Consider the following 19524-nt stretch of genomic DNA (forward strand, 5'->3'; position numbering starts at 1 on the left):
TTTTTAGTCAGTTTTATTATTTCGCAGGCTTAACAGGCGCTTTTGTATCCTCAATTACTTTTAATGACCGAGCAACCAATTTATAGCCAACCGCACGGAAATTATCCACTTTGAACTTCACACGGACATCTACCAATTCAATTGCAAGCATCTCCTCACTATCCATTAAAGCGTCAATGCTCTTATAATCCTCAATTTCAACAGGAAGTTTCATATACTCTTTGACATCTAACCCAACGCTTGCCAGTTTATCTGCTTCATCTTTTGCAATGGTAATCAATGTTGCTTTTGAAATTTTATCCGTTTTATGTCCTTTTTCATAAACAAAGTTATGACGTGCTTTTGAAAAATCACATAAAAATTGTTTTGGAATGTTGAACTGATTGATATTCAATTCTACTGCCGATAAGTTAGGTTGTTCATCTTTTAAGCTAAATACATTATTCATATTATTTTCTCCATTTATTTTTCTTATTAAATATATTTTTTAGTCCTCTTTTTTCGAGGTTTTCAATTCGTTCTGTTAGGTCACTTGTCTTTGTTTTCAGAGTATCAAGCTCACTCTTTTGGTTTTGTATTCTCTTAGAAAGTGCCTTAATTTGTGCCCTTAATGCTTGACATTTCTGTTCTAGAATATCAAAATCACTATTTTGTTTCTCTAGTTCTTCAACTTCTTCATTTCCGAAAATCTCACGAATGGATTCAGCTTTAGATTTTCCCTCTTTTAAGAAGTGAGAGAGTAACAAGAATCCTTTAACATCAATTTCTTCAAAATCATAAGTTGTTCGATTTTTACGTCCCTTTCCATTCCTAACTTTTACTCTTTTAAATTGATGTCCAGATAATTGAGTGATCTCTCCGCGCCATTTACGAACTGTATTATAAGGGCAGTCAATTACTTCAGCAAGCTCTCTATAATTCATCCAGCTTTTGACATTGCTTGAATTTTTCGAAATTCTCTAGCAGTTACCGCATCTTCATACCAATTTATTTCAACTTTATCAGTATCTTCTATTAATTTTCTTGTATAAGTACCAGTCATTTCACATAAATCTTTGTAATTCGTCACTAATTGTTCTTCACTTACTCCGTTATGTTCTTCAGATATTAGTTGCCCAAGGAGCATTACATTTGCGATAACTCCCAGACCTCTTCTTAAATCATCTAATTCAACCTTATTTTCTTGCTTTTCCATATTTTACCTCGTACATAATTTGTGCTATAATTGAGCTGTTTACTTTTTTAATTCTCTTTCTTCTTGGTTGTGGAAAGAGATTTTTTATACTTTGCTTGACCTATAGGCTATTTCTCCTTTATTTTTTCTATCAAAACTGATACAATTGAAACAAATCAGTTCGTTATTAATATAATAGAACAATTTTAGTTCGTTGCCAATAGAAATAGAACATTTTTTGTTCGTTTTTAATAAAAAAGGAGATATTTTGAGCAAATTCACTGATAGATTAACCGAATTAAGAGAAAAAAGAGGATTATCCAAACAAGCTTTAGCCGATTTATTAGAAATAAATAGAGTGACATATTCAAATTGGGAACTAGGAAAATCTCAACCAAATTTTGTATCTTTAGCTCAAATTGCAAAATTATTTGGAGTTTCAACTGACTATTTACTTGGACTAACTAATGTAAATTCTCATCAGTCTAACCACGAAGAAAAATTAAATGAGTTTTATAAAAAGAGAGAAACTTTACTTCAAGACTTCAAAAATAAGTTCAGTGGTTTACTTTACCAACTTATGGAAACTCATGCTGACAATCTTCTTACACAAGAAGAGGTTGATAAATTTCTAAGAAATACTGTTAACCACATTAATATATTCTTTGACTTAGACAAAGAGGAAAATTATTTTGAAAAAGAAGTACAGTATTGGAGAAGGAACTATGAGCATATCAATAAGTTTGATGAAGATTATGTTGATGAGCTGGTAACTAACCCAAGTATTCGGAATGATTCAATTAAATTTGGCAACAATATAGAAACAAACAACCCAAAATCAAATAAATTAGATGATAATGAGAAGTAATGATTTGAAATAAACATAAGCATACTAAACAGTTCAAGGCTTTTTCTTATTCCTGATCAATAAAAAAAATACGAATCTTATAATGATTCGTTTTTTTTAACAAAATTTTCATTAATTAAAGTTTAATCAACTTGTATTCGTCAGAAATGACTTGATGTAGCGTTAGTTTCTCGTCAGCGCTGATAAAAGCACCATCCGCAGCATAATGATTGATTTGTTCAAAATCATCAAGAGTAAAATCATACCAATCCGCAATTTTCTGGTATTCTTTCTGAAGCGTCGTATTCGACACCGTTCGATTGTCCGTATTTAACGTCACATGAACACCAGCATCAAATAATTTCTTAAATGGATACTCTGCCAATTTTTGTACGGCTTTTGTTTGGAAATTACTTGTAGGTGCCATTTCCAAAACAATTTCATCAGCAATCAGTTTTTACAATTCAGATTCAGAAAAATCTTTAGCACAGACACCGTGACCAATCCGTTGTGCACCTAACCGAATAGCATCTTTAATATTTTGTGCACAGTGGGGGCACTCGCCAGCGTGCAGGGTCAATCTTAGGCCATTTCCTTTAGCAGAGTTAAGGAGAGACTCAAAGGACTTAATAGGATAATTTAATTCGTCACCAGCTAAATCAAAGCCAACTAAGTGCTCATTAATCACTCGGTCAAAAAGCGCTGGAAGTTTTTCGAGCTGATTCAATTTCTCTTGTTTTAATCCACAAATAAGCAAATTTATTTTTAAGTCGAAACTTTCTTCAGCTCTTTCACATCCAGCTAGTACGGCTTCAATTGCTTCTTCCAAACTAAGATTTTTTTGGAGATGTTGCATTGGTGCAAAGCGAATTTCAATGTATTTTACATTGTCCATTGAAGCTTGTTGAGCAACATCAAATGCAGCTATTTCCAGATTTTGATAGGTTTGTAACAGGGGTAAGACAAAATCAAAACGATTTAAATATTCTAGTAATGTTTTTGTTGTTGTGGGTGCTTGAGCCCGTCTTAAAATTTCATTATCCTGTAATGGGATCCAAACGTTATCATTTTTAGCACATTGTTTAATACAATTTAAACTTAACGAACCGTCTAAATGACAGTGAAGTTCAATTTTAGGCATTTGAGCAATAATTTCTGACCGTAACACAATAAATCTCCTTGTAACAAAATTTTCGAGTCCATCAACTCAATTCTAAAAAGTATTTTCACTATGATAAACTAATTAGAGCAAAAATGCAAAAAAGAACATCACAGATGTTCTTTTTTATTTTGCAGAATCAATTTTCCACCACATTTTCCACAACGGTATTTACTTATCTTTATTTTTCTTTGACGATAAAAAAGTAATCCACAGTTTTCACATTGATATGTGAACTTTGGATTGGTAATCGTCGGGGCATAGCGTGAACCACCGACTTTTTTCAAAGTAGCTTTAAAATCAGCATCCTGGTGACGATATCCCCTGTGTTGCATAAAAAGATGATAGTGGGTCAATTCATGCAAAACGATTCGTTCAAATTCTGGTAATTCGGCCATTCTGGGATTAAAATCTAAGTGACCATCTTTTGGGAAAAAACGACCTCCAGTTGATATCAACCGATAATTCCAGTAGGCTTGATGTAAAAATGGTCTTTGGAATTTATCTAATGAAATTTGCCGAACCCTCATTGTGAGCAACTCATTTGTTAATTGATTTTCTTTATCCATCATTTTTTAGTTATCCACAGCAGCTAAGCTTATTTCTCGCGCGGGTTGACAAGAGTCAAATTAATTTTTCCTCGTTGCAAGTCGACAGATTTAACCCAAGTTGTAACAATTTCGCCAACTGAAACAAATTCGTAGGGTGTTTTGACAAAAGATTTACTCATGTCCGATACATGAATGAGGCCATCATGTTTGACACCCACATCAACAAATGCTCCAAAGTCCACTACATTGCGGACAACCCCTTCAAGCTCTTGACCAATTCGCAAGTCTTTTTCAGATAAAACATCTTGGCGAAGAATTGGAGTATCAAAACTATCACGTAAATCACGACCCGGTTTTTTTAAATCATCAATAATATCTTTTAATGTTTCTTCACCCACATTAAGTTTGTGTGCCATTGCTAAAACATCAACAGTAGATAAGTGATCCACGCCACCTACTTCCTCTAAAAGTGCTTTGGCAACTGGATACGACTCAGGGTGAACCCCAGTGTTATCAAGGAAATTTTTACCTTCTGGAATACGTAAGAATCCAGCAGCTTGTTCAAATGCTTTTGCTCCTAGTCGTGGAACTTTTTTTAATTCGCTGCGTGTCTTTAAGGCACCATTTTCTTCACGATATGCAACCACATTTTGAGCTAAACTCTTATTCAATCCTGCAACGTGTGCGAGAAGAGACGGGCTAGCTGTATTGACGTTTACTCCAACTTGGTTAACAACTGTTTCAACAACGAAGTCAAGATTTGCACTTAATTTTTTCTCAGCGACATCGTGTTGGTATTGTCCCACGCCGATAGCTTTTGGTTCAATCTTAACTAATTCAGCGAGCGGATCTTGTAAACGACGGGCGATCGAGATAGCCGAACGTTTTTCAACTGTTAAATCAGGGAACTCTTCCCTTGCTAATTCACTAGCAGAGTAGACTGACGCTCCTGCTTCACTTACGATAACATAAAAGACATCCGTGAATTGATTAGTTTTCAAAACATCTGAAACAAATGCCTCTGATTCGCGGCTTGCAGTCCCATTTCCAATCGCAATCATATTGACACCAAAAGTCTCTATGAGACCAGCCAAGTCTTTTTTAGCTTGTTCAATTTGAATAGCCGATGCCGGTTTGACCGGATAAATCACTGTGGTTTTAAGTAATTTACCTGTCGCGTCAACGATGGCAATTTTAGCACCTGTTCTGAAAGCTGGGTCAAAGCCGAGAACAACACGTCCTTTAAGCGGTGCCACTAGGAGAAGATTTTTCAAATTTTCACCAAAAATTTCAATTGCTGAGTCTTCTGCTTTTTCAGTCAATTCCGTACGAATAGCACGTTCCATCGCAGGAATCATTTTTTTCTTCGCAGCGTCCCGAATGGCCGTTTGCATATAAGGATTTTGTTGTGCAGAAAAACGTGAGGCAAAAAAGCGTAGTATTTTTTCTTCATTATTTTCAAATTTTACCGTTAATATCCCCATTTTTTCACCTCGATTAAGCGCTAAAACGCGGTGATTAGGTAATTCAGAAATTTTTTCAGAGAAATCATAATACATATGAAATACTTGTTTTTCGTCTTCAGCTCCTGCTTTAAGACTACTTGTGATCGAGCTATTTGATTTGATTTCGCCTAATAGCCAACTCCGGAGAGGTGCCGCCTCAGCAATCATCTCAATCAGAATATCTAGCGCACCAGAAATGGCCTTGTCAGTAGTGGTGAATGTTTCATTTATATAATTTACAGCTTGTTTTTCAATATCTTGAACATTTTTGACCATTTGATCAGCTAGAGGCATCAATCCATTTTCGCGAGCAATGGTGGCCTTTGTCCGCCGTTTTTCTTTATAAGGTAAATAGAGCTCTTCCACTTCCGATAGCTTTTCAGCAGCACTAATTTGTTTTTTGAGCCCTGCTGTTAATTTTCCTTGTTCTTCAATTTTCGATAGAACTGTGGTTTTACGGTCCGCAAGTTTAGTCAAACTCTCATTTTCATCAATGATTGCCTTAATTTGGACTTCGTCCAGTGAGCCCGTCATTTCTTTACGATAACGCGCTATGAATGGTACTGTATTCCCATCAGACGTAAGCTCAAGAACTTTTTCGACTTGTGAAACTTTGACTTTCAACAGGTCAGCAATTTTTTTACTATTTTCCATTAGAATCTCTCAATTTTATTTTTGATAAAAATATTTTATCATCATTACTTATTTTACCATTTTTTGACCAATAAAATCTTCAGGAACTAGGGAGGGTCAATTTGACAATGAATTTTAAACCAAGTAAAAACGCTCAAGCATTTGCCTAAGCGTTCTTTTGTCAGTAATGACAGATTACATCATTTTGTTGTAGAATTCTACGATAAGTGCTTCGTTGATTTCTGGGTTGATTTCGTCGCGTTCTGGAAGACGAACGAGTGAACCTTCAAGTTTGTCAGCATCAAATGATACAAAGTTTGCGCGTCCTTTAGTAGCTTCAACAGCTTCAAGAATTGCAGGAACTTTGATAGATTTTTCGCGAACTGAAATCACTTGACCTGGTTGGATACGTGCTGATGGGATATTGAGACGTTTTCCGTCAACAAGAATGTGACCGTGGTTTACGAATTGACGTGCTTGACGACGAGTCGTTGCAAGGCCAAGACGGTAAACAACGTTATCAAGGCGTTGTTCAAGCAAAGTCATAAAATTGAAACCAACAGTTCCTTCTTTAATTTTAGTAGCTTGTACGTACAAGTTACGGAATTGACGTTCAGAAAGTCCGTAAGAGAAACGGAGTTTTTGTTTTTCAGCCAATTGAAGACCGTATTCAGAAAGTTTTGAACGGTTGTTTGGACCGTGTTGTCCTGGAACATAGTTACGACGAGCAAGTTCTTTACCAGAACCTGTAAGTGAAAGACCGTAGCGGCGTGATTGTTTCCATGATGGACCAGTGTAACGTGACATTTAAAATGTCCTCCTCTATAATTTTTGAGGAATATTCGACAGCTTCAAGTTCGTGCATCGCGACTTCGCCTTACAGCTTTGGTTACTTTACTTTACCTTAAATTTCAAGGCTAAGCAAATGGGATTTTTGTACATTTGCTTACTCCCCTCAATACCAAAATAAAGCACGTAAAGCTCTCAGTCATTTGTGAGCCTTACTGTAAAACGCGATGTTGACGAGTTCTCTAGCTGACTGCTATATTCAACCTTATCATTTTATCAAAAAAGACGACTTTCGTCAAGTTAAATCTATTTCTTTATTTGATAGCAAGAAGGCGAGCGATGTTTTCACTTGTTCGTTCAACGTTAATTGCACCTTCTTTCATCGCCATTTCCAAGTCATTAGCCTTTGATTGAATCCCAAAAATTGCCGTCATGCCTTCGTCATAAAGAACATCAACCCCTTTTCCAATATAACCTGCCATCGCTATGCAAGGTTTACCATATTTCTGAGCGATTTTAGAAACACCATAGGGTGCCTTTCCAAATTTTGTTTGAAAGTCCATCCCTCCTTCACCTGTGAGGACATAATCAGAAGCGGCAATCTTTTGTTCCAAATCAATGGCATCAGTAACAATGTCAATTCCACGTTTCATCTTTGCATTCGTAAAAGCAAGTAATCCTGCACCAAGTCCACCTGCAGCACCAGCACCTTCGATATTCCTGACATTTTTACCGAGGTCACGTAAAACAAGATCAGCAAAGTGACTTAAATTTTGATCCAACTGCTTAACCATTTCATCAGTAGCGCCTTTTTGTGGCCCGAACACGACAGACGCACCATTTTCCCCACATAATGGGTTTGTAACATCACTCGCAATTAAAATTTTCACTTTTTGAACGCGTTGATCAAACTGACTCATGTCTATATGATCAACCTGCCCTAAAGCACCTCCACCGAATGGAATATTCTTTCCTTTTGCATCCAGAAAACGAGCACCTAAAGCGCGAGCCATTCCTGAACCGCCATCGTTTGTCGCTGAGCCTCCAATTCCCAAAATAATTTTTTCTACACCCTGATCCAATGCGGCACTAATGAGTTCTCCTGTACCAAAAGTAGAAGTTATCATTGGGTTTCGAAATTCTTTCGAAATTAACTCGATTCCACTCGCTTTCGCCATCTCAATGACTGCCGTTTTGGAACTACCTAGTAAGCCAATATAAGTCTCTATCCTCTGACTTTCAAGTGGTCCTCTAATTGTCACTTTTATTTTTTGTCCAGCTGTTGCATTAACAAGTGAATCAGTCGTCCCCTCGCCACCATCTGCCATCGGAGCAGAAACAATTTCAGCATCTGGAAAGACCTTTAATATTCCACGTGTCATGGCCTGACAAACTTCATTAGCAGACATACTTTCTTTAAATGAATCTGGTGCCAAAACAAATTTTTTTACCATTTCTTCTCCTTCCTAAACATTACTCAATGATTTTCTTCAACTTTATTTTATGATAATCCCAGATTTTTATCAACAGGGTTTCACAGAGAAAATCAGTGCAAAACAAAGCAAAAAAAAAGCTCCTTTTCAGGAACTTTTCTAATATCGGGAAGACAGGATTCGAACCTGCGACACCTTGGTCCCAAACCAAGTACTCTACCAAGCTGAGCTACTTCCCGTAGCTCAATAAAAAAATGACTAACGCCAGTCTTTATGATGCAAGCAGTAGGATTCGAACCTACAACCGTCTGATTCGTAGTCAGATACTCTATCCAGTTGAGCCATGCCTGCAATGTTTTATTTCAAACGACTTAATTATTATATCAAACACTTAGATAAATTGCAAGAACGAGATACGAAAAATGAAAAAGAACTGAATCAATGTTCAGTTCCTCCTTTCATTTCTAGGAATTTTGAAATATTTTCGACAGCAAATTTTAATGCACCCTCATTTGGGTTCATTTGATTTGAATGCAGAGCTGCCGGACTATCAATACCAAGCCAGAACATGACGCCAGATATTTTAGAAAGTAAATAGCCAAAATCCTCGCCAGTCATAGCTGGATCAATATTAATTAAGTTAACATCAGGTAATTTTTCAAAGAAATCCATCAGTTCATCAGCTAATTGAGGATTATTTTCGACTGGTAAATAGCCCCCTTGGATGATTTTTAAATCAAGTTCAACATTGAATGATTTGCCAATTCCCTCAGCAATTTCAATCACACGTTTTTTGGTGAATTCTAAAACATCGAGTGTTAAAGCACGAATTGTACCATGAACGTAGGCCGTTTCTGCAATAATATTATTCGTTGTTCCAGCATGCATTTCCCCGAAAGTTACAACGGCTGAGCCAAGAGGATCTGTATTCCTCGATACAATCGTTTGAACTTGCGTAATGTAATAAGCAGCAGCAACCAAAGCATCGTTTGCCTCATGTGGAAAGGCTGCATGTCCACTTTTCCCCTTGAATGTTAACTCTATCTCACAAGTCCCAGCAAACAACGTATGATTATTGGTGGCAATGTCGCCAACTTTCAAGTCTGGACGGACATGGAGACCATAAAACTCATCTGGCTTCCATTCTCCAAAAGCATCTTCGTCATACATTAATTTACCACCGGCTTCATTTTCTTCAGCAGGTTGAAAAAGGAAAAGCATATTTTCGTTTGGTTGATTGAGCGCAATTTTTTCAAGCAAGCCAAGTGCTACTGTCATATGAATATCATGACCACAGGCATGCATACAACCATTAGTAGAGGCAAAGGAAAGTCCTGTTTTTTCTTCCACTGGTAAAGCATCAATATCTGTTCGCCAACCGATTGTTTTAACAGGCGCTTGACCATGCAGGTAAACTAAAATCCCAGTCCGCCATGTTTTTAACTCAATATAGTCTTTCCCATCAATAATCTCATGAATAATTTTGAGAAGGAAGCTTTGCGTCTTAAACTCTTGTAAACCAATTTCTGGAATCTGGTGAAGCTGCCGCCGAATTTCAACGAGATTTAACATAGATTCTCCTTTTATAAATTTCTTAATGCATCTTCTAGTGCCGTTTTTTGTTGTGTTTTTTCATCTATTTTTTTGATGATTCTTGCTGGTACGCCTGCAACAACTACATTTTCAGGTACATCTTGGGTGACAATGGCTCCAGCGGCCACGACAGAACCAGCTCCAACTTGTACGCCTTCAATGACAACCGCATTGGCACCTACTAAGACGTTATCTCCAATCCGAACTGGTTCAGCACTTGCTGGCTCAATAACACCCGCTAGTACAGCTCCTGCTCCTATATGAGCGTGTTTGCCAACAGTTGCGCGGCCTCCGAGGACAGCACCCATATCAATCATGGTTCCTTCTCCAATTTCAGCGCCAATATTGATTATTGCTCCCATCATAACCACTGCTCCATCCCCAATTTCAACTTGGTCTCGAATGATTGCACCGGGTTCAATTCGAGCATTGAGGTGACGTGTATCAAGCATTGGCACAGCTGAATTTCTACCATCAAATTCGACAATATAATCTTGATTTTCTGTCAGCTCTGACAAAAGTGGTTCAATTTTTACCCAGTCACCGGCTAAAGTTCCGTAATGATGAGTTTGATTTGCAGCTCCTGTTTCAATATTAAAGACATCATTTGGGACAGTTCCATTAAGATGACCTTTATAAGTTACCTTGACGTTCGTTTTCTTTTCAGCATTTCCGATAAAAGTAATAATTTCTTGAGCCGTTAATTTTTGTGCATCCATGATTTAATTTTCTCCTTATTCTGACAATTCTGATTAAAAATTTTTGCGAGAATCTCGCAAAAATGTTATTTTACAAATTCGGTTAATGTGCCTATTTTTTCATTATATTTAACAAATGAACCGTTTTTTTCAATCTTAACAAAGGTTGGAACGAATGGTGCCTAATATTTTTCACGAAGCGAAGCTAATTCAGTATCAAAATCAGTGTACTCTGTGTCAATAAAATAAATTTTCTTATCCCAGATTTCTGGTAATTGGCGGGCAAAATAGCGCGTCCAGGGACAAGTCAACCGACCAAAGAGTAGATATTCTCCTTCAGTAAGCGTTGTCAACTGTTCATATTTACGAACATAGTCAACATGTTTTATATTGTGGAAAAATTCGGCTCTTTTCTCACTCGTATAAGGTTGGCAAACCCAGTCTCCTATTATGATAACCGTATTTTCCTCAGGGGCGACAAATGAAAACATAAACTTGTCATTTGCCGTAGGCACAATTTCACTTGTGGCTAATCCCAATTCAATCACTTTATCACGCACCTCATCGATATAAGGAATCGTCATTGTAATCGTTTGGGGCCGAGTAATCACAGCTTCATTTAAAGCCACCTCTTCTTCAAGCCCTAATTCTTTCCAGAAAATCTCAGCATTAACAAGACTATTGACATTCAATGTAATCATTTGTTCTCCTTATTTGCTTACTTTTGACCATAAAATCAAAACAAGTGCCATTATAATAATGCTGATAACGAGGATTGTATCACGGCTTTGCCATTTAAGCTGACGATATTTTGTTCGCCCATCGCCGCCCTGATAGCCTCGGCTTTCCATGGCAATTGCTAAATCATCGGCTCGACGGAAACTAGATACAAAAAGGGGAATCAAGATTGGGATAACCGATTTGATTTTTTGCAACAGACTCCCTTCCCCAAAGTCCATTCCACGAGCTTTTTGAGCATTCATAATCATGGTTGTATCATCCATCAAGGTAGGAATAAATCGCAACGAAATTGACAACATCAATCCTAATTCATGGACAGGAACTTTGAGTTTTTTCAAAGGGGATAGACCTGTTTCAATTCCATCCGCTAAAGTCAATGGCGGCGTTGTTAGGGTCAAGATTGTGGACATAAAAATAATGAGCACAAAACGGAAGAAAATATAGACGGCATTTATCAGTGATTCGATTGAGACTTGAAGTATCCAAAAATGGAATAGAATATGCTCGCCTGGTGTAAATAGCATCTGAAAGATAACTGTAAACAAAATCAGACCAAGCATTGGCCTCAACCCTTTAAGAAAATAAGAGATTGATATTTTTGAAAGCCAAACCCCTGCAAAAGTATAAATTAATAATAAAAGGTAGCCAAGCCAATCATTTGCTAAGAAAATAACTGCAATGAAGGCAATCATAACGAGCAATTTTGAACGCGGATCCATTTTGTGAATCGCAGAATCGCCAGGAATATAGCGTCCCATTAACATATTGTTCATTATAAGTCGCCTCCCAAATGATTTTTCATACTTGACAGAACCATGACCAGCTCAGCTCTTGTGATGGGCAAACGCCTGAACTCTACGCCTTGTTTTTGAAGGGCTACTGCAAATTCTGTCGCTTTTGGCACACCTAACTCATGTTGTTTAAGGAACGCAACTTTTTGAAAAACATCATGTGGTTGACCACAATCAATCACGCGGCCTTTTTCTATCAAATAGACAAAATCTGCATAGTTTGCAACATCATCCATTAAATGTGTAACCAAAACAACTGTTTGTCCTATTGCATGAATGGACTCGAACAATTCCATCATTTCTATTCTCGCCTTTGGGTCAAGACCGGCGGTAGGTTCGTCCAAAACAAGGACTTCTGGCTCCATAGCCAAAATACCTGCAATGGCAACACGACGCATTTGACCTCCAGAGAGTTCAAATGGCGAACGTTCCCAAAATTCTTCTGGCAATCCTACAAGATTCAGTTTTTCTTTAGCCGTTTGCAAAGCATCTTCCTCAGACACCCCGAAATTCTTGGGACCAAAAGCAACATCCTTTAATACCGTTTCCTCAAACAATTGCGTTTCAGGAAATTGAAAGACAACCCCAACTTTTCTACGAACGGGTTTGATTTCTTTCGCTTTACTGTCATTTTTAATCACAATATCGCCAACTGTGACCGTTCCTTCTGTCGGTTTGACCAAGCCATTTAGGTGTTGCATCAAGGTCGATTTCCCTGAGCCAGTGTGACCAATGACCGCAGTGTATGAACCACCTTTAATTTCCATATCAATATCAAAAAGCGCTCGGCTTGCAAATGGTGTACCTGCTTGATATGTGAAACTTACTTTTTCAAATTTTATCATTTTTTTAACATTCCAGTTAGAACTTGAGTTAATTTTTTATCATCCATGTATTCATTTGGCAAATCAAAACCAACATGGCGCAAATCAGCCATCAAATTTGAGGTAAAAGGCACATCAAGTCCAATTTCAACCATATCTTCATTTGAACCAAAAAGAACTTCAGGTCTAGCAACTTCTGCCACTTTTCCATCCTTCATAACAATGATACGATCCGATTGTGCAGCTTCATCTAAATCATGCGTAATTGATAAGACGGTTAAGCCATATTTTTCTTTGATTTCATGGATGACACGCATAATATCAGCTCGTCCTGTTGGATCAAGCATAGATGTTGATTCGTCCAAGATAATGATTTCAGGGCGCAATGCAATGATTCCAGCAATGGCAACGCGCTGTTTTTGCCCTCCCGATAAACGTGCTGGTTCTTTCTTTTTAAAATCCATCATATTTACGGCTAATAAGGCTTCATCCACACGTTTTAGCATTTCTTCGCGTGGAATCCCTTGGTTTTCCATACCGAAGGCAACATCATCTTCAACGGTAGCTCCAACAAACTGATTATCTGGATTTTGAAATACCATTCCGATTTTTCGACGTAAATCCCAAACATTTTGATTTGTCAAAACTTCATTATCTATCTTTACTGTCCCTGTAAATTCTTCAAGCAGCCCATCAATAAGTCGTGCTGTCGTTGATTTTCCAGAACCGTTTTGTCCGATAATAGAGACCCACTCACCTTTTTCCACAAAAAAACTAACGCCGTCTAGTTGCTCAACTTCGCTTTCTTTTTCATATTTAAAGTGTAAATTTTCAACTTCAAGAATTTTATTCATAACTTTTATTATATCAAATTTTGCTAACTTCTGCCCCATACGGTTTTAAGTATCCACTTAAAAGTGTAAATTTTCTGAAAAAGGCCATTCTACCTTATGATTTAAAAAGTTTTGCGAAATCAATATCATCATCGTCGAGTTTTATATCCTTCAATGCGGTCTTTAATGGCAGATTTTTCTTGCTGCTACTGAGATACTGCTGAAGTTCATTACTAGTGGCTTCATGCTGAGTCTTAGAAACGTTTTGATTCAGCGACTTCTTTTTGTTTTTCAATTGCTTTGGTTTAGATTTTTCAAATGATTTCTTTTGTACAACAAAATTTTCTTCGGGAAATTCAACTTTTAGAAGTTCAATTACTTTCGCGGCTCCGAAATTCCTTCCTACCCAAAATGGTTTTGCTGTTGCTTTTGCAGCCTCTTTAGCGAAACTGACCGAATGATGAGCTACGTTTAGGTTTCGAATGACGACAAAATCTGCCTTGCCAACAAGCGAATCAATTTCTGAACGATTCGGTTTTTTCTTATCAAATCCTAAAAATTGACAGCCTACCTGAGCTAATTCATCACGCAAATCGCGCCAATAGCCTGACTCACAAATAATCAAAACTGTTTTCATCGTTTTCCTTTCCAGACATCTTGTCTTAATAGACAGTCCATTTTCGGTATAAAAAAAGCTCTTCTGAGCATTTTTATTACATTAATTAAGGAGAGAAGGGGATTCGAACCCCCGAAACGCTTGTGACGTTTACACACTTTCCAGGCGTGCTCCTTCGACCACTCGGACATCTCTCCAAATCGTTTCATCTATGTTGTCGTTTATAACTTAGTTTGTCATACCTGACAATTTATTTTAACAAATTTTTTAGCAAATGTCATTTAATTTTTTTAATCAAAGTAAAAAAATACTGATGCCATTACTCCATTGATTTGTTCATAATCGCACGAATAACAGATTCACGATTTGTAAGTGATCCTTCCTCATGTCTTTTCTCGAACCCTTTAACTAATAATTCACAAATATATAGTTGTGAAATTTTACCAGAAAGTGAGGCACCATCGAAAAATTCATCAGTAGCGGTTTGTAATACAAGGTCAGATTGTTGAGCAATTGGCGACAAGAGGTAATTTGTTAAACTAATAATTTTAGCATGTTTTGTATGAGCAATCGACAAAGAATCATATATATCCTTTGTTTTCCCAGATAATGAAATTCCAATAACTAAATCGTCTTCGTGTAACAAGGAGGCAATTTGAGCCTGAAAATGAGGGTCACTAACTGATTTCGCTTGAATACCGATCCTAAGAAACATTGCCTCCAAGTCTTGTCCCGTATTTCCACTCGTCCCCACTCCAAATATGTAAATGTTTTTTGAGTCAGAAACCAATTCAATTGCTTTTTCAAGGACTTCCTGTTGGAGCAATTTTTTTGTATATTCCAATGTTTTTGTTATTTTTTCAGCACTTTTTTCGAAAAATGAATTAATACTAACGCTATTTTCTTGCTCAAAATAATCTTCCTTCGCCACGTCAATTTTTAAATCCGAAAATCCAGAATAGCCTAGTTTTTGACAAAAGCGGATGATGGTCGCATCTCCTACTTTAGCTAGTCCTTTTATATCATTCATTGTCCCGTGAGCTACTTGATCTGGTGACGACAGAATAATATTTGCCACTTTTTTCTCAGATTTTGTCAGTAAATCATATTTTTCTTTAATTATTTGTTTGACTTGCATTTTCACCCCATAGCTCAGTTTCAATAAAAAACGAGCTTTGATAACTGTTTAACCCCTATTGTATCAGGTCATTTTTTTCAGTTTATCATATTTTTCATTAATTTGCACCCAATTTTTTTAAATTTCTTCTTGACAAGAATGAAAGCGCATGCTATATTAATTATGGAGTTAATATCCATATCTATTATAAATTGGAGGAAAAATGGAGAATGAATAAACAAGCTTTTTTAGAACAGATCAACGGGGGGCTCATTGTTTCTTGTCAAGCCTTACCTGGAGAGCCACTATACAGTGAAAATGGAGGAATTATTCCATTGCTGGCCATAGCAGCGGAAAGGGCTGGTGCTGTAGGAATTCGAGCAAATTCGGTTCGCGATATTAAAGAAATACAAAATGCAGTCAACCTGCCAATTATTGGAATTATAAAACGAGATTATTTGCCAGAAAAACCATTTATTACAGCCACAATGAACGAGGTTGATGAATTAGTTGAGACCGGTTGCGAAGTCATTGCTTTAGATTGTACTCTGCGGAAACGTCATGACGGTTTGACGATTAATCAATTCATCGCAGCAATCAAACAAAAGTATCCGGAACAACTCCTAATGGCAGACTGTGCAACATTTGAGGAAGGTGTGAATGCATTTGGAGCCGGAGTAGATTTTATTGGTACGACATTAAGTGGGTACACTGATGAAAGCGTAAAACAGGATGGACCTGATTTCGAACTTATTGAAAAATTAGTCCATAAAGGAATCCCGGTCATTGCTGAAGGTCGTATCCATACACCTGAACAGGCTCAACGCATCAAAAAAATTGGTGTGTCTGGAATTGTTGTAGGCGGGGCAATTACTCGTCCCCTAGAAATAGCAAGTCGATTTATAAAAGCGATAAGAGAGGTATAAGATGTTTAAACAATTTTCCCAATTAGGGCGAGCTTTCATGCTTCCCATTGCCATATTACCTGCAGCCGGTTTGCTTCTTGGCTTAGGTGGTGCATTAACCAATGAAGCAGCAATTAAAGCCTATCCTTTTCTAAATATTAGTTGGCTACAAACCATTTTAAAAGTTATGAGTTTTGCTGGAAATGCTGTATTCGCAAATATTGCTCTCATTTTTGCTATTGGTCTAGCTGTCGGTTTAGCAAATGGAGATAAGGGAACGGCTGGTCTCTCCGCTGGTGTCTCATTTCTTGTTTATACGGCAACGATTAGTGGTCTTTTACAAATGTTTGCCCCAAAAACAACGATCGATACCGGTGTTGTAGGATCAATCGTCATTGGTGGAATGGTTGCCTTGCTTCATAATAAATACCGAATGATTGAATTGCCTCAGTTTTTAGGCTTCTTCGGCGGGTCTCGTTTTATTCCAATAATTACTTCATTTGCGGCTATATTTATTGGTGCTTTCTTCTATATGATTTGGCCACCCATTCAAGGCGTTCTTACAGTTGCTGGAACTGCGATTGCAGGGATGGGTAGTTTTGGGACATTCCTTTACGGCTTTCTTCTCCGTCTGACAGGGGCAGTCGGTCTACATCATACCATTTATCCAATGTTTTGGTATACTGCACTTGGCGGTAGCGAGGTCGTTGCTGGGCACACCATTGTTGGGGCTCAAAACATTTTCTTCGCGCAATTGGCTGATCCAAATCACCACGGGCTATTCACCTATGGAACACGATTTTTTGCTGGTCGTTTCGCTACGATGATGTTTGGTCTTCCTGCAGCTGCCTTAGCTATGTATCACTGTATTCCAAAGGAAAATCGTAAAAAGGATGGTGGGCTCTATCTATCTGGTGGTTTGACTTCATTTTTAACGGGAATTACCGAACCGCTTGAATACACTTTCCTTTTTGCAGCACCATGGCTTTATGTCATCCATGCCTTTTTAGACGGCCTCTCTTTTTTCTTTGCTGACATCATGAATATTCGCATTGGGAATTCATTCTCAGGTGGATTGATTGACTATTTGTTGTTTGGTGTTTTACAAGGCAAAGATAAGACAAATTGGCCAAGTGTTCTTCTTTTGGGAGTGATTTGGGCAATCATTTATTACGTTGTATTCCGTTTCTGTATTACTAAATTCAAAGTTCAAATTCCAGGAATGGAGCTTGAAACTGCTGAATCTGACGTCCCTGATTCAACACTTCCGAAAACTGGCAATAAATTATATGATGAATCAGTTGAAATCATTCATGCATTAGGAAACTTAAATAATATTGAAAGTGTTGAGGCATGTGCCACAAGACTCCGCGTAGCCGTTAAAGATAGTACCTTAATAGAAAAAAAGGTCTTCAAGCAGCTTGGTGCTCCAGCCGTCATAGAAGTCTCTGGTGGTATTCAAGCTATATTCGGTGGGAAGGCTGACATTTATAGTCAACAAATCAATCAAATCATTGAAAATGGGATTGTTATCGAGGGAGAATCAACTGTAAATGTGGAGGAAAAGCCATTATCGGTAGAAAATAAGACTCCTTATGCTCCAATCACAGAAGGACTAACAGCTGCTGCCTCTGGACAACTTGTAAATTTAAATTCAATCAATGACCCCGTTTTCTCGACTAAAGCAATGGGCGAGGGCTATGGCATTATCCCTAATTCCGGAGAAGTATACTCTCCAGTTTATGGAAAAATTTCTTCAATATTCAAGACAAAACATGCAATTGGAATTATCACGAGTACCGGTTTAGAAGTTTTGATTCATATGGGTCTAGACACCGTCCGTTTGAATGGAAAACCTTTTGAAATAATGGTGAGTGAGGGGCAAGAGATTACTCCAAATACTCAACTCGCGAATGTTAATATTGCAGCGATTATTGAAGAAGGTTTAGACCCTGTTATACTCGTCTTGATTACAAATACTGTAGATAAGGTGGGAACATTTAATCTAGACTGTACGGTTAATAGTACAGTTCATGCAAAACAAGCAATTGCACATGTAATAACAAAATAATAAATTGAGACGCTTCGGTGTCTTTTTCTTTTGGATTCCCTATGGAAAAATTATATCTACACTTGTAGATTCAAATAGTTGACAATTTTAATCTACAAGTGTAGACTAAGAATATAAAGATATTGAATAAGGAGGAAATATGACAGACGAATTCAATTTATCTGATAGCGAAATTGTTGTCATGCGAATTTTGTGGACACTTGGAGATATTAGCTCCGAGGAAATTATTGCGGCCATCCCTGATTTTTATCAGTGGTCACCATCCACAGTCCGAACATTTTTAGCGCGTCTGACAAAGAAAGGCATCACAAGCTCTACAAGAAAGGGCCATAAATTTATTTATCACGCGCAAAAAACGGAGGACGAAGTGATTCAACTTTTAACTTCCGAATTACTCCATAAAATTTGCGCCATGAAACAAACCGATGTCGTAATCAATTTAATTGACTACGGAGAATTTACTGCAGATGATAAGTCAAGAATCAATCGTCATTTGTCAGCTAAGACAGAAGTCGATAAAGTCTCTTGCGATTGTTTATCAAAATTCCATATTTGTAATTGTTAAGGAGAAAAAATGGATAAAATTATCATATTAATTATTGCGCTCTTATTTATTGCCTTTGTTATTTGGTGGTTTTTTGGCAAACACACGAGTTCTGAATCGACTTCAGTCCTGACTTCAAATGGGCAAGAAGCACTCGTCACTGTCAATGGTGGCTACAATCCAAATACACTTGTTTTGAAAAAAGGGGTCCCTGCTCAAGTCACTTTTTTACGTAAAGACCCTTCAACCTGTTTGGAAGAAGTCATCTTCCCAGATTTTGGTATTCATGAAAAATTACCCCAAAACAAGCCGATTGATTTGGATATTGATACGGATAAGGCTGGAGAATACACCTATAATTGTGGAATGAATATGTTCCATGGAAAAATTATTATCAAATAAAGGAGAACACCATGTTCAATAAAAACAAAACACAGGAAATTACAGTTATCGTTGATGGCTCTTACGAACCTTCAAACTTCAAACTCAAAGCTGACCGTCCAGCAAAAGTAACTTTTATCAGGAAATCCGATAAAGGTTGTCTAGATCAAATTATTTTTAATGGTGAAACACGTGATTTACCTCTCAACGAAGCAGAAACTTTCCAATTCACACCTCAAACTAAAGGCGATATTGAATGGTCTTGTGGGATGAATATGGTGAAAGGAAAATACACCGTTAAATAAAAGTAGGAAGGAAT

21 protein-coding genes, 3 tRNA genes and 1 pseudogene are annotated in these 19524 nt (G+C 37.4%); 6 read left to right on the plus strand and 19 right to left on the minus strand.

Annotated elements, in window-relative coordinates; genetic code table 11:
- Nucleotides 1-16 precede the first annotated feature (16 nt).
- From RT41_RS05985 to RT41_RS05995, 3 genes are read right to left on the minus strand one after another with little or no spacing between them, the layout of a single operon-like run.
- Entirely contained in the window at nucleotides 17-448 is a 432-nt protein-coding gene (locus tag RT41_RS05985; RefSeq protein ID WP_054639506.1) for a hypothetical protein, read from the minus strand.
- Between the two features lies 1 nt (nucleotide 449).
- The gene (locus RT41_RS05990) at nucleotides 450-923 is read right to left on the minus strand and encodes a hypothetical protein (protein ID WP_096818167.1); all 474 of its coding nucleotides are present in this window, start codon (nucleotides 921-923) and stop codon (nucleotides 450-452) included.
- Nucleotides 920-1195, minus strand: a complete 276-nt coding sequence (locus RT41_RS05995; protein ID WP_054639508.1) for a hypothetical protein — start codon at nucleotides 1193-1195, stop codon at nucleotides 920-922. The genes RT41_RS05990 and RT41_RS05995 overlap by 4 nt, the downstream gene beginning before the upstream one ends.
- Nucleotides 1196-1442: 247 nt before the next feature.
- Between RT41_RS05995 and RT41_RS06000 the strand changes: the two genes are divergently transcribed.
- A complete protein-coding gene (locus RT41_RS06000; protein WP_245811625.1) occupies nucleotides 1443-2042 on the plus strand; it encodes a helix-turn-helix domain-containing protein in 600 nt (199 codons plus the stop codon).
- 115 nt (nucleotides 2043-2157) lie between these two features.
- On the opposite strand, the pseudogene add reads toward RT41_RS06000, so the two are convergent.
- The 16 genes and pseudogenes from add to RT41_RS06080 form a co-directional block, all read right to left on the minus strand.
- A pseudogene (gene add, locus RT41_RS06005) lies at nucleotides 2158-3189 on the minus strand (adenosine deaminase).
- 101 nt (nucleotides 3190-3290) lie between these two features.
- Nucleotides 3291-3749: a SprT family protein gene (locus RT41_RS06010; protein WP_096818248.1), complete on the minus strand. Its 459-nt coding sequence runs from the start codon at nucleotides 3747-3749 to the stop codon at nucleotides 3291-3293.
- Between the two features lie 29 nt (nucleotides 3750-3778).
- Nucleotides 3779-5890: a Tex family protein gene (locus tag RT41_RS06015; protein WP_096818169.1), complete on the minus strand. Its 2112-nt coding sequence runs from the start codon at nucleotides 5888-5890 to the stop codon at nucleotides 3779-3781.
- Nucleotides 5891-6064: 174 nt separating this feature from the next.
- Complete coding sequence (gene rpsD / locus RT41_RS06020; RefSeq protein WP_054639509.1) at nucleotides 6065-6676, minus strand: 30S ribosomal protein S4; 612 nt, start codon at nucleotides 6674-6676, stop codon at nucleotides 6065-6067.
- 296 nt (nucleotides 6677-6972) lie between these two features.
- Nucleotides 6973-8112, minus strand: coding sequence for a glycerate kinase family protein (locus RT41_RS06025; RefSeq protein ID WP_096818171.1), 1140 nt, complete (start codon nucleotides 8110-8112; stop codon nucleotides 6973-6975).
- A 144-nt stretch (nucleotides 8113-8256) separates the two neighbouring features.
- Nucleotides 8257-8330, minus strand: a tRNA-Pro gene (locus tag RT41_RS06030).
- A 38-nt stretch (nucleotides 8331-8368) separates the two neighbouring features.
- Nucleotides 8369-8442: transfer RNA gene (locus tag RT41_RS06035), tRNA-Arg, on the minus strand.
- A gap of 87 nt (nucleotides 8443-8529) precedes the next feature.
- Nucleotides 8530-9663, minus strand: a complete 1134-nt coding sequence (locus RT41_RS06040) for an N-acetyldiaminopimelate deacetylase (protein WP_096818173.1) — start codon at nucleotides 9661-9663, stop codon at nucleotides 8530-8532.
- An 11-nt stretch (nucleotides 9664-9674) separates the two neighbouring features.
- The gene (gene dapD / locus RT41_RS06045; protein ID WP_096818175.1) at nucleotides 9675-10403 is read right to left on the minus strand and encodes a 2,3,4,5-tetrahydropyridine-2,6-dicarboxylate N-acetyltransferase; all 729 of its coding nucleotides are present in this window, start codon (nucleotides 10401-10403) and stop codon (nucleotides 9675-9677) included.
- A 161-nt stretch (nucleotides 10404-10564) separates the two neighbouring features.
- The gene (locus RT41_RS06050; protein WP_245811627.1) at nucleotides 10565-11083 is read right to left on the minus strand and encodes a thiol-disulfide isomerase; all 519 of its coding nucleotides are present in this window, start codon (nucleotides 11081-11083) and stop codon (nucleotides 10565-10567) included.
- A gap of 9 nt (nucleotides 11084-11092) precedes the next feature.
- The gene (locus tag RT41_RS06055; RefSeq protein WP_054639510.1) at nucleotides 11093-11896 is read right to left on the minus strand and encodes an energy-coupling factor transporter transmembrane component T family protein; all 804 of its coding nucleotides are present in this window, start codon (nucleotides 11894-11896) and stop codon (nucleotides 11093-11095) included.
- On the minus strand, nucleotides 11896-12759 hold the full coding sequence (locus RT41_RS06060) for an energy-coupling factor ABC transporter ATP-binding protein (protein ID WP_054639530.1): 864 nt from the start codon (nucleotides 12757-12759) through the stop codon (nucleotides 11896-11898). Before RT41_RS06060 ends, RT41_RS06055 begins: the two co-directional genes overlap by 1 nt.
- Nucleotides 12756-13592 (minus strand): energy-coupling factor ABC transporter ATP-binding protein, encoded by an 837-nt coding sequence (locus tag RT41_RS06065; RefSeq protein ID WP_096818252.1) that lies wholly within the window; start codon nucleotides 13590-13592, stop codon nucleotides 12756-12758. Before RT41_RS06065 ends, RT41_RS06060 begins: the two co-directional genes overlap by 4 nt.
- Nucleotides 13593-13686: 94 nt before the next feature.
- Nucleotides 13687-14208 carry a DUF2325 domain-containing protein gene (locus RT41_RS06070; RefSeq protein WP_096818177.1) on the minus strand — a complete coding sequence of 174 codons (522 nt, stop codon included), beginning with the start codon at nucleotides 14206-14208 and terminating at the stop codon, nucleotides 13687-13689.
- 88 nt (nucleotides 14209-14296) lie between these two features.
- Nucleotides 14297-14384 (minus strand) — tRNA-Ser (locus RT41_RS06075).
- A gap of 122 nt (nucleotides 14385-14506) precedes the next feature.
- Nucleotides 14507-15325: a MurR/RpiR family transcriptional regulator gene (locus RT41_RS06080; RefSeq protein ID WP_096818179.1), complete on the minus strand. Its 819-nt coding sequence runs from the start codon at nucleotides 15323-15325 to the stop codon at nucleotides 14507-14509.
- A 209-nt stretch (nucleotides 15326-15534) separates the two neighbouring features.
- Here RT41_RS06080 and RT41_RS06085 point away from each other — a divergent pair, with 209 nt between their 5' ends.
- The 5 genes from RT41_RS06085 (at nucleotide 15535) to RT41_RS06105 (ending at nucleotide 19510) form a co-directional block, all read left to right on the plus strand.
- Nucleotides 15535-16230, plus strand: a complete 696-nt coding sequence (locus RT41_RS06085; protein WP_096818181.1) for an N-acetylmannosamine-6-phosphate 2-epimerase — start codon at nucleotides 15535-15537, stop codon at nucleotides 16228-16230.
- 1 nt (nucleotide 16231) lies between these two features.
- Nucleotides 16232-18280, plus strand: coding sequence for a PTS sugar transporter subunit IIABC (locus tag RT41_RS06090; RefSeq protein WP_096818183.1), 2049 nt, complete (start codon nucleotides 16232-16234; stop codon nucleotides 18278-18280).
- Nucleotides 18281-18419: 139 nt separating this feature from the next.
- A complete protein-coding gene (locus RT41_RS06095) occupies nucleotides 18420-18845 on the plus strand; it encodes a BlaI/MecI/CopY family transcriptional regulator (protein WP_096818185.1) in 426 nt (141 codons plus the stop codon).
- Between the two features lie 9 nt (nucleotides 18846-18854).
- Nucleotides 18855-19226 carry a cupredoxin domain-containing protein gene (locus RT41_RS06100; protein ID WP_096818187.1) on the plus strand — a complete coding sequence of 124 codons (372 nt, stop codon included), beginning with the start codon at nucleotides 18855-18857 and terminating at the stop codon, nucleotides 19224-19226.
- Between the two features lie 11 nt (nucleotides 19227-19237).
- Nucleotides 19238-19510 (plus strand): cupredoxin domain-containing protein, encoded by a 273-nt coding sequence (locus tag RT41_RS06105; RefSeq protein ID WP_054639512.1) that lies wholly within the window; start codon nucleotides 19238-19240, stop codon nucleotides 19508-19510.
- Nucleotides 19511-19524: the final 14 nt, after the last annotated feature.

It is taken from the genome of Lactococcus fujiensis JCM 16395, assembly GCF_002441655.1.
In the GTDB taxonomy this organism is placed as follows: Bacteria; Bacillota; Bacilli; order Lactobacillales; family Streptococcaceae; genus Lactococcus; species Lactococcus fujiensis.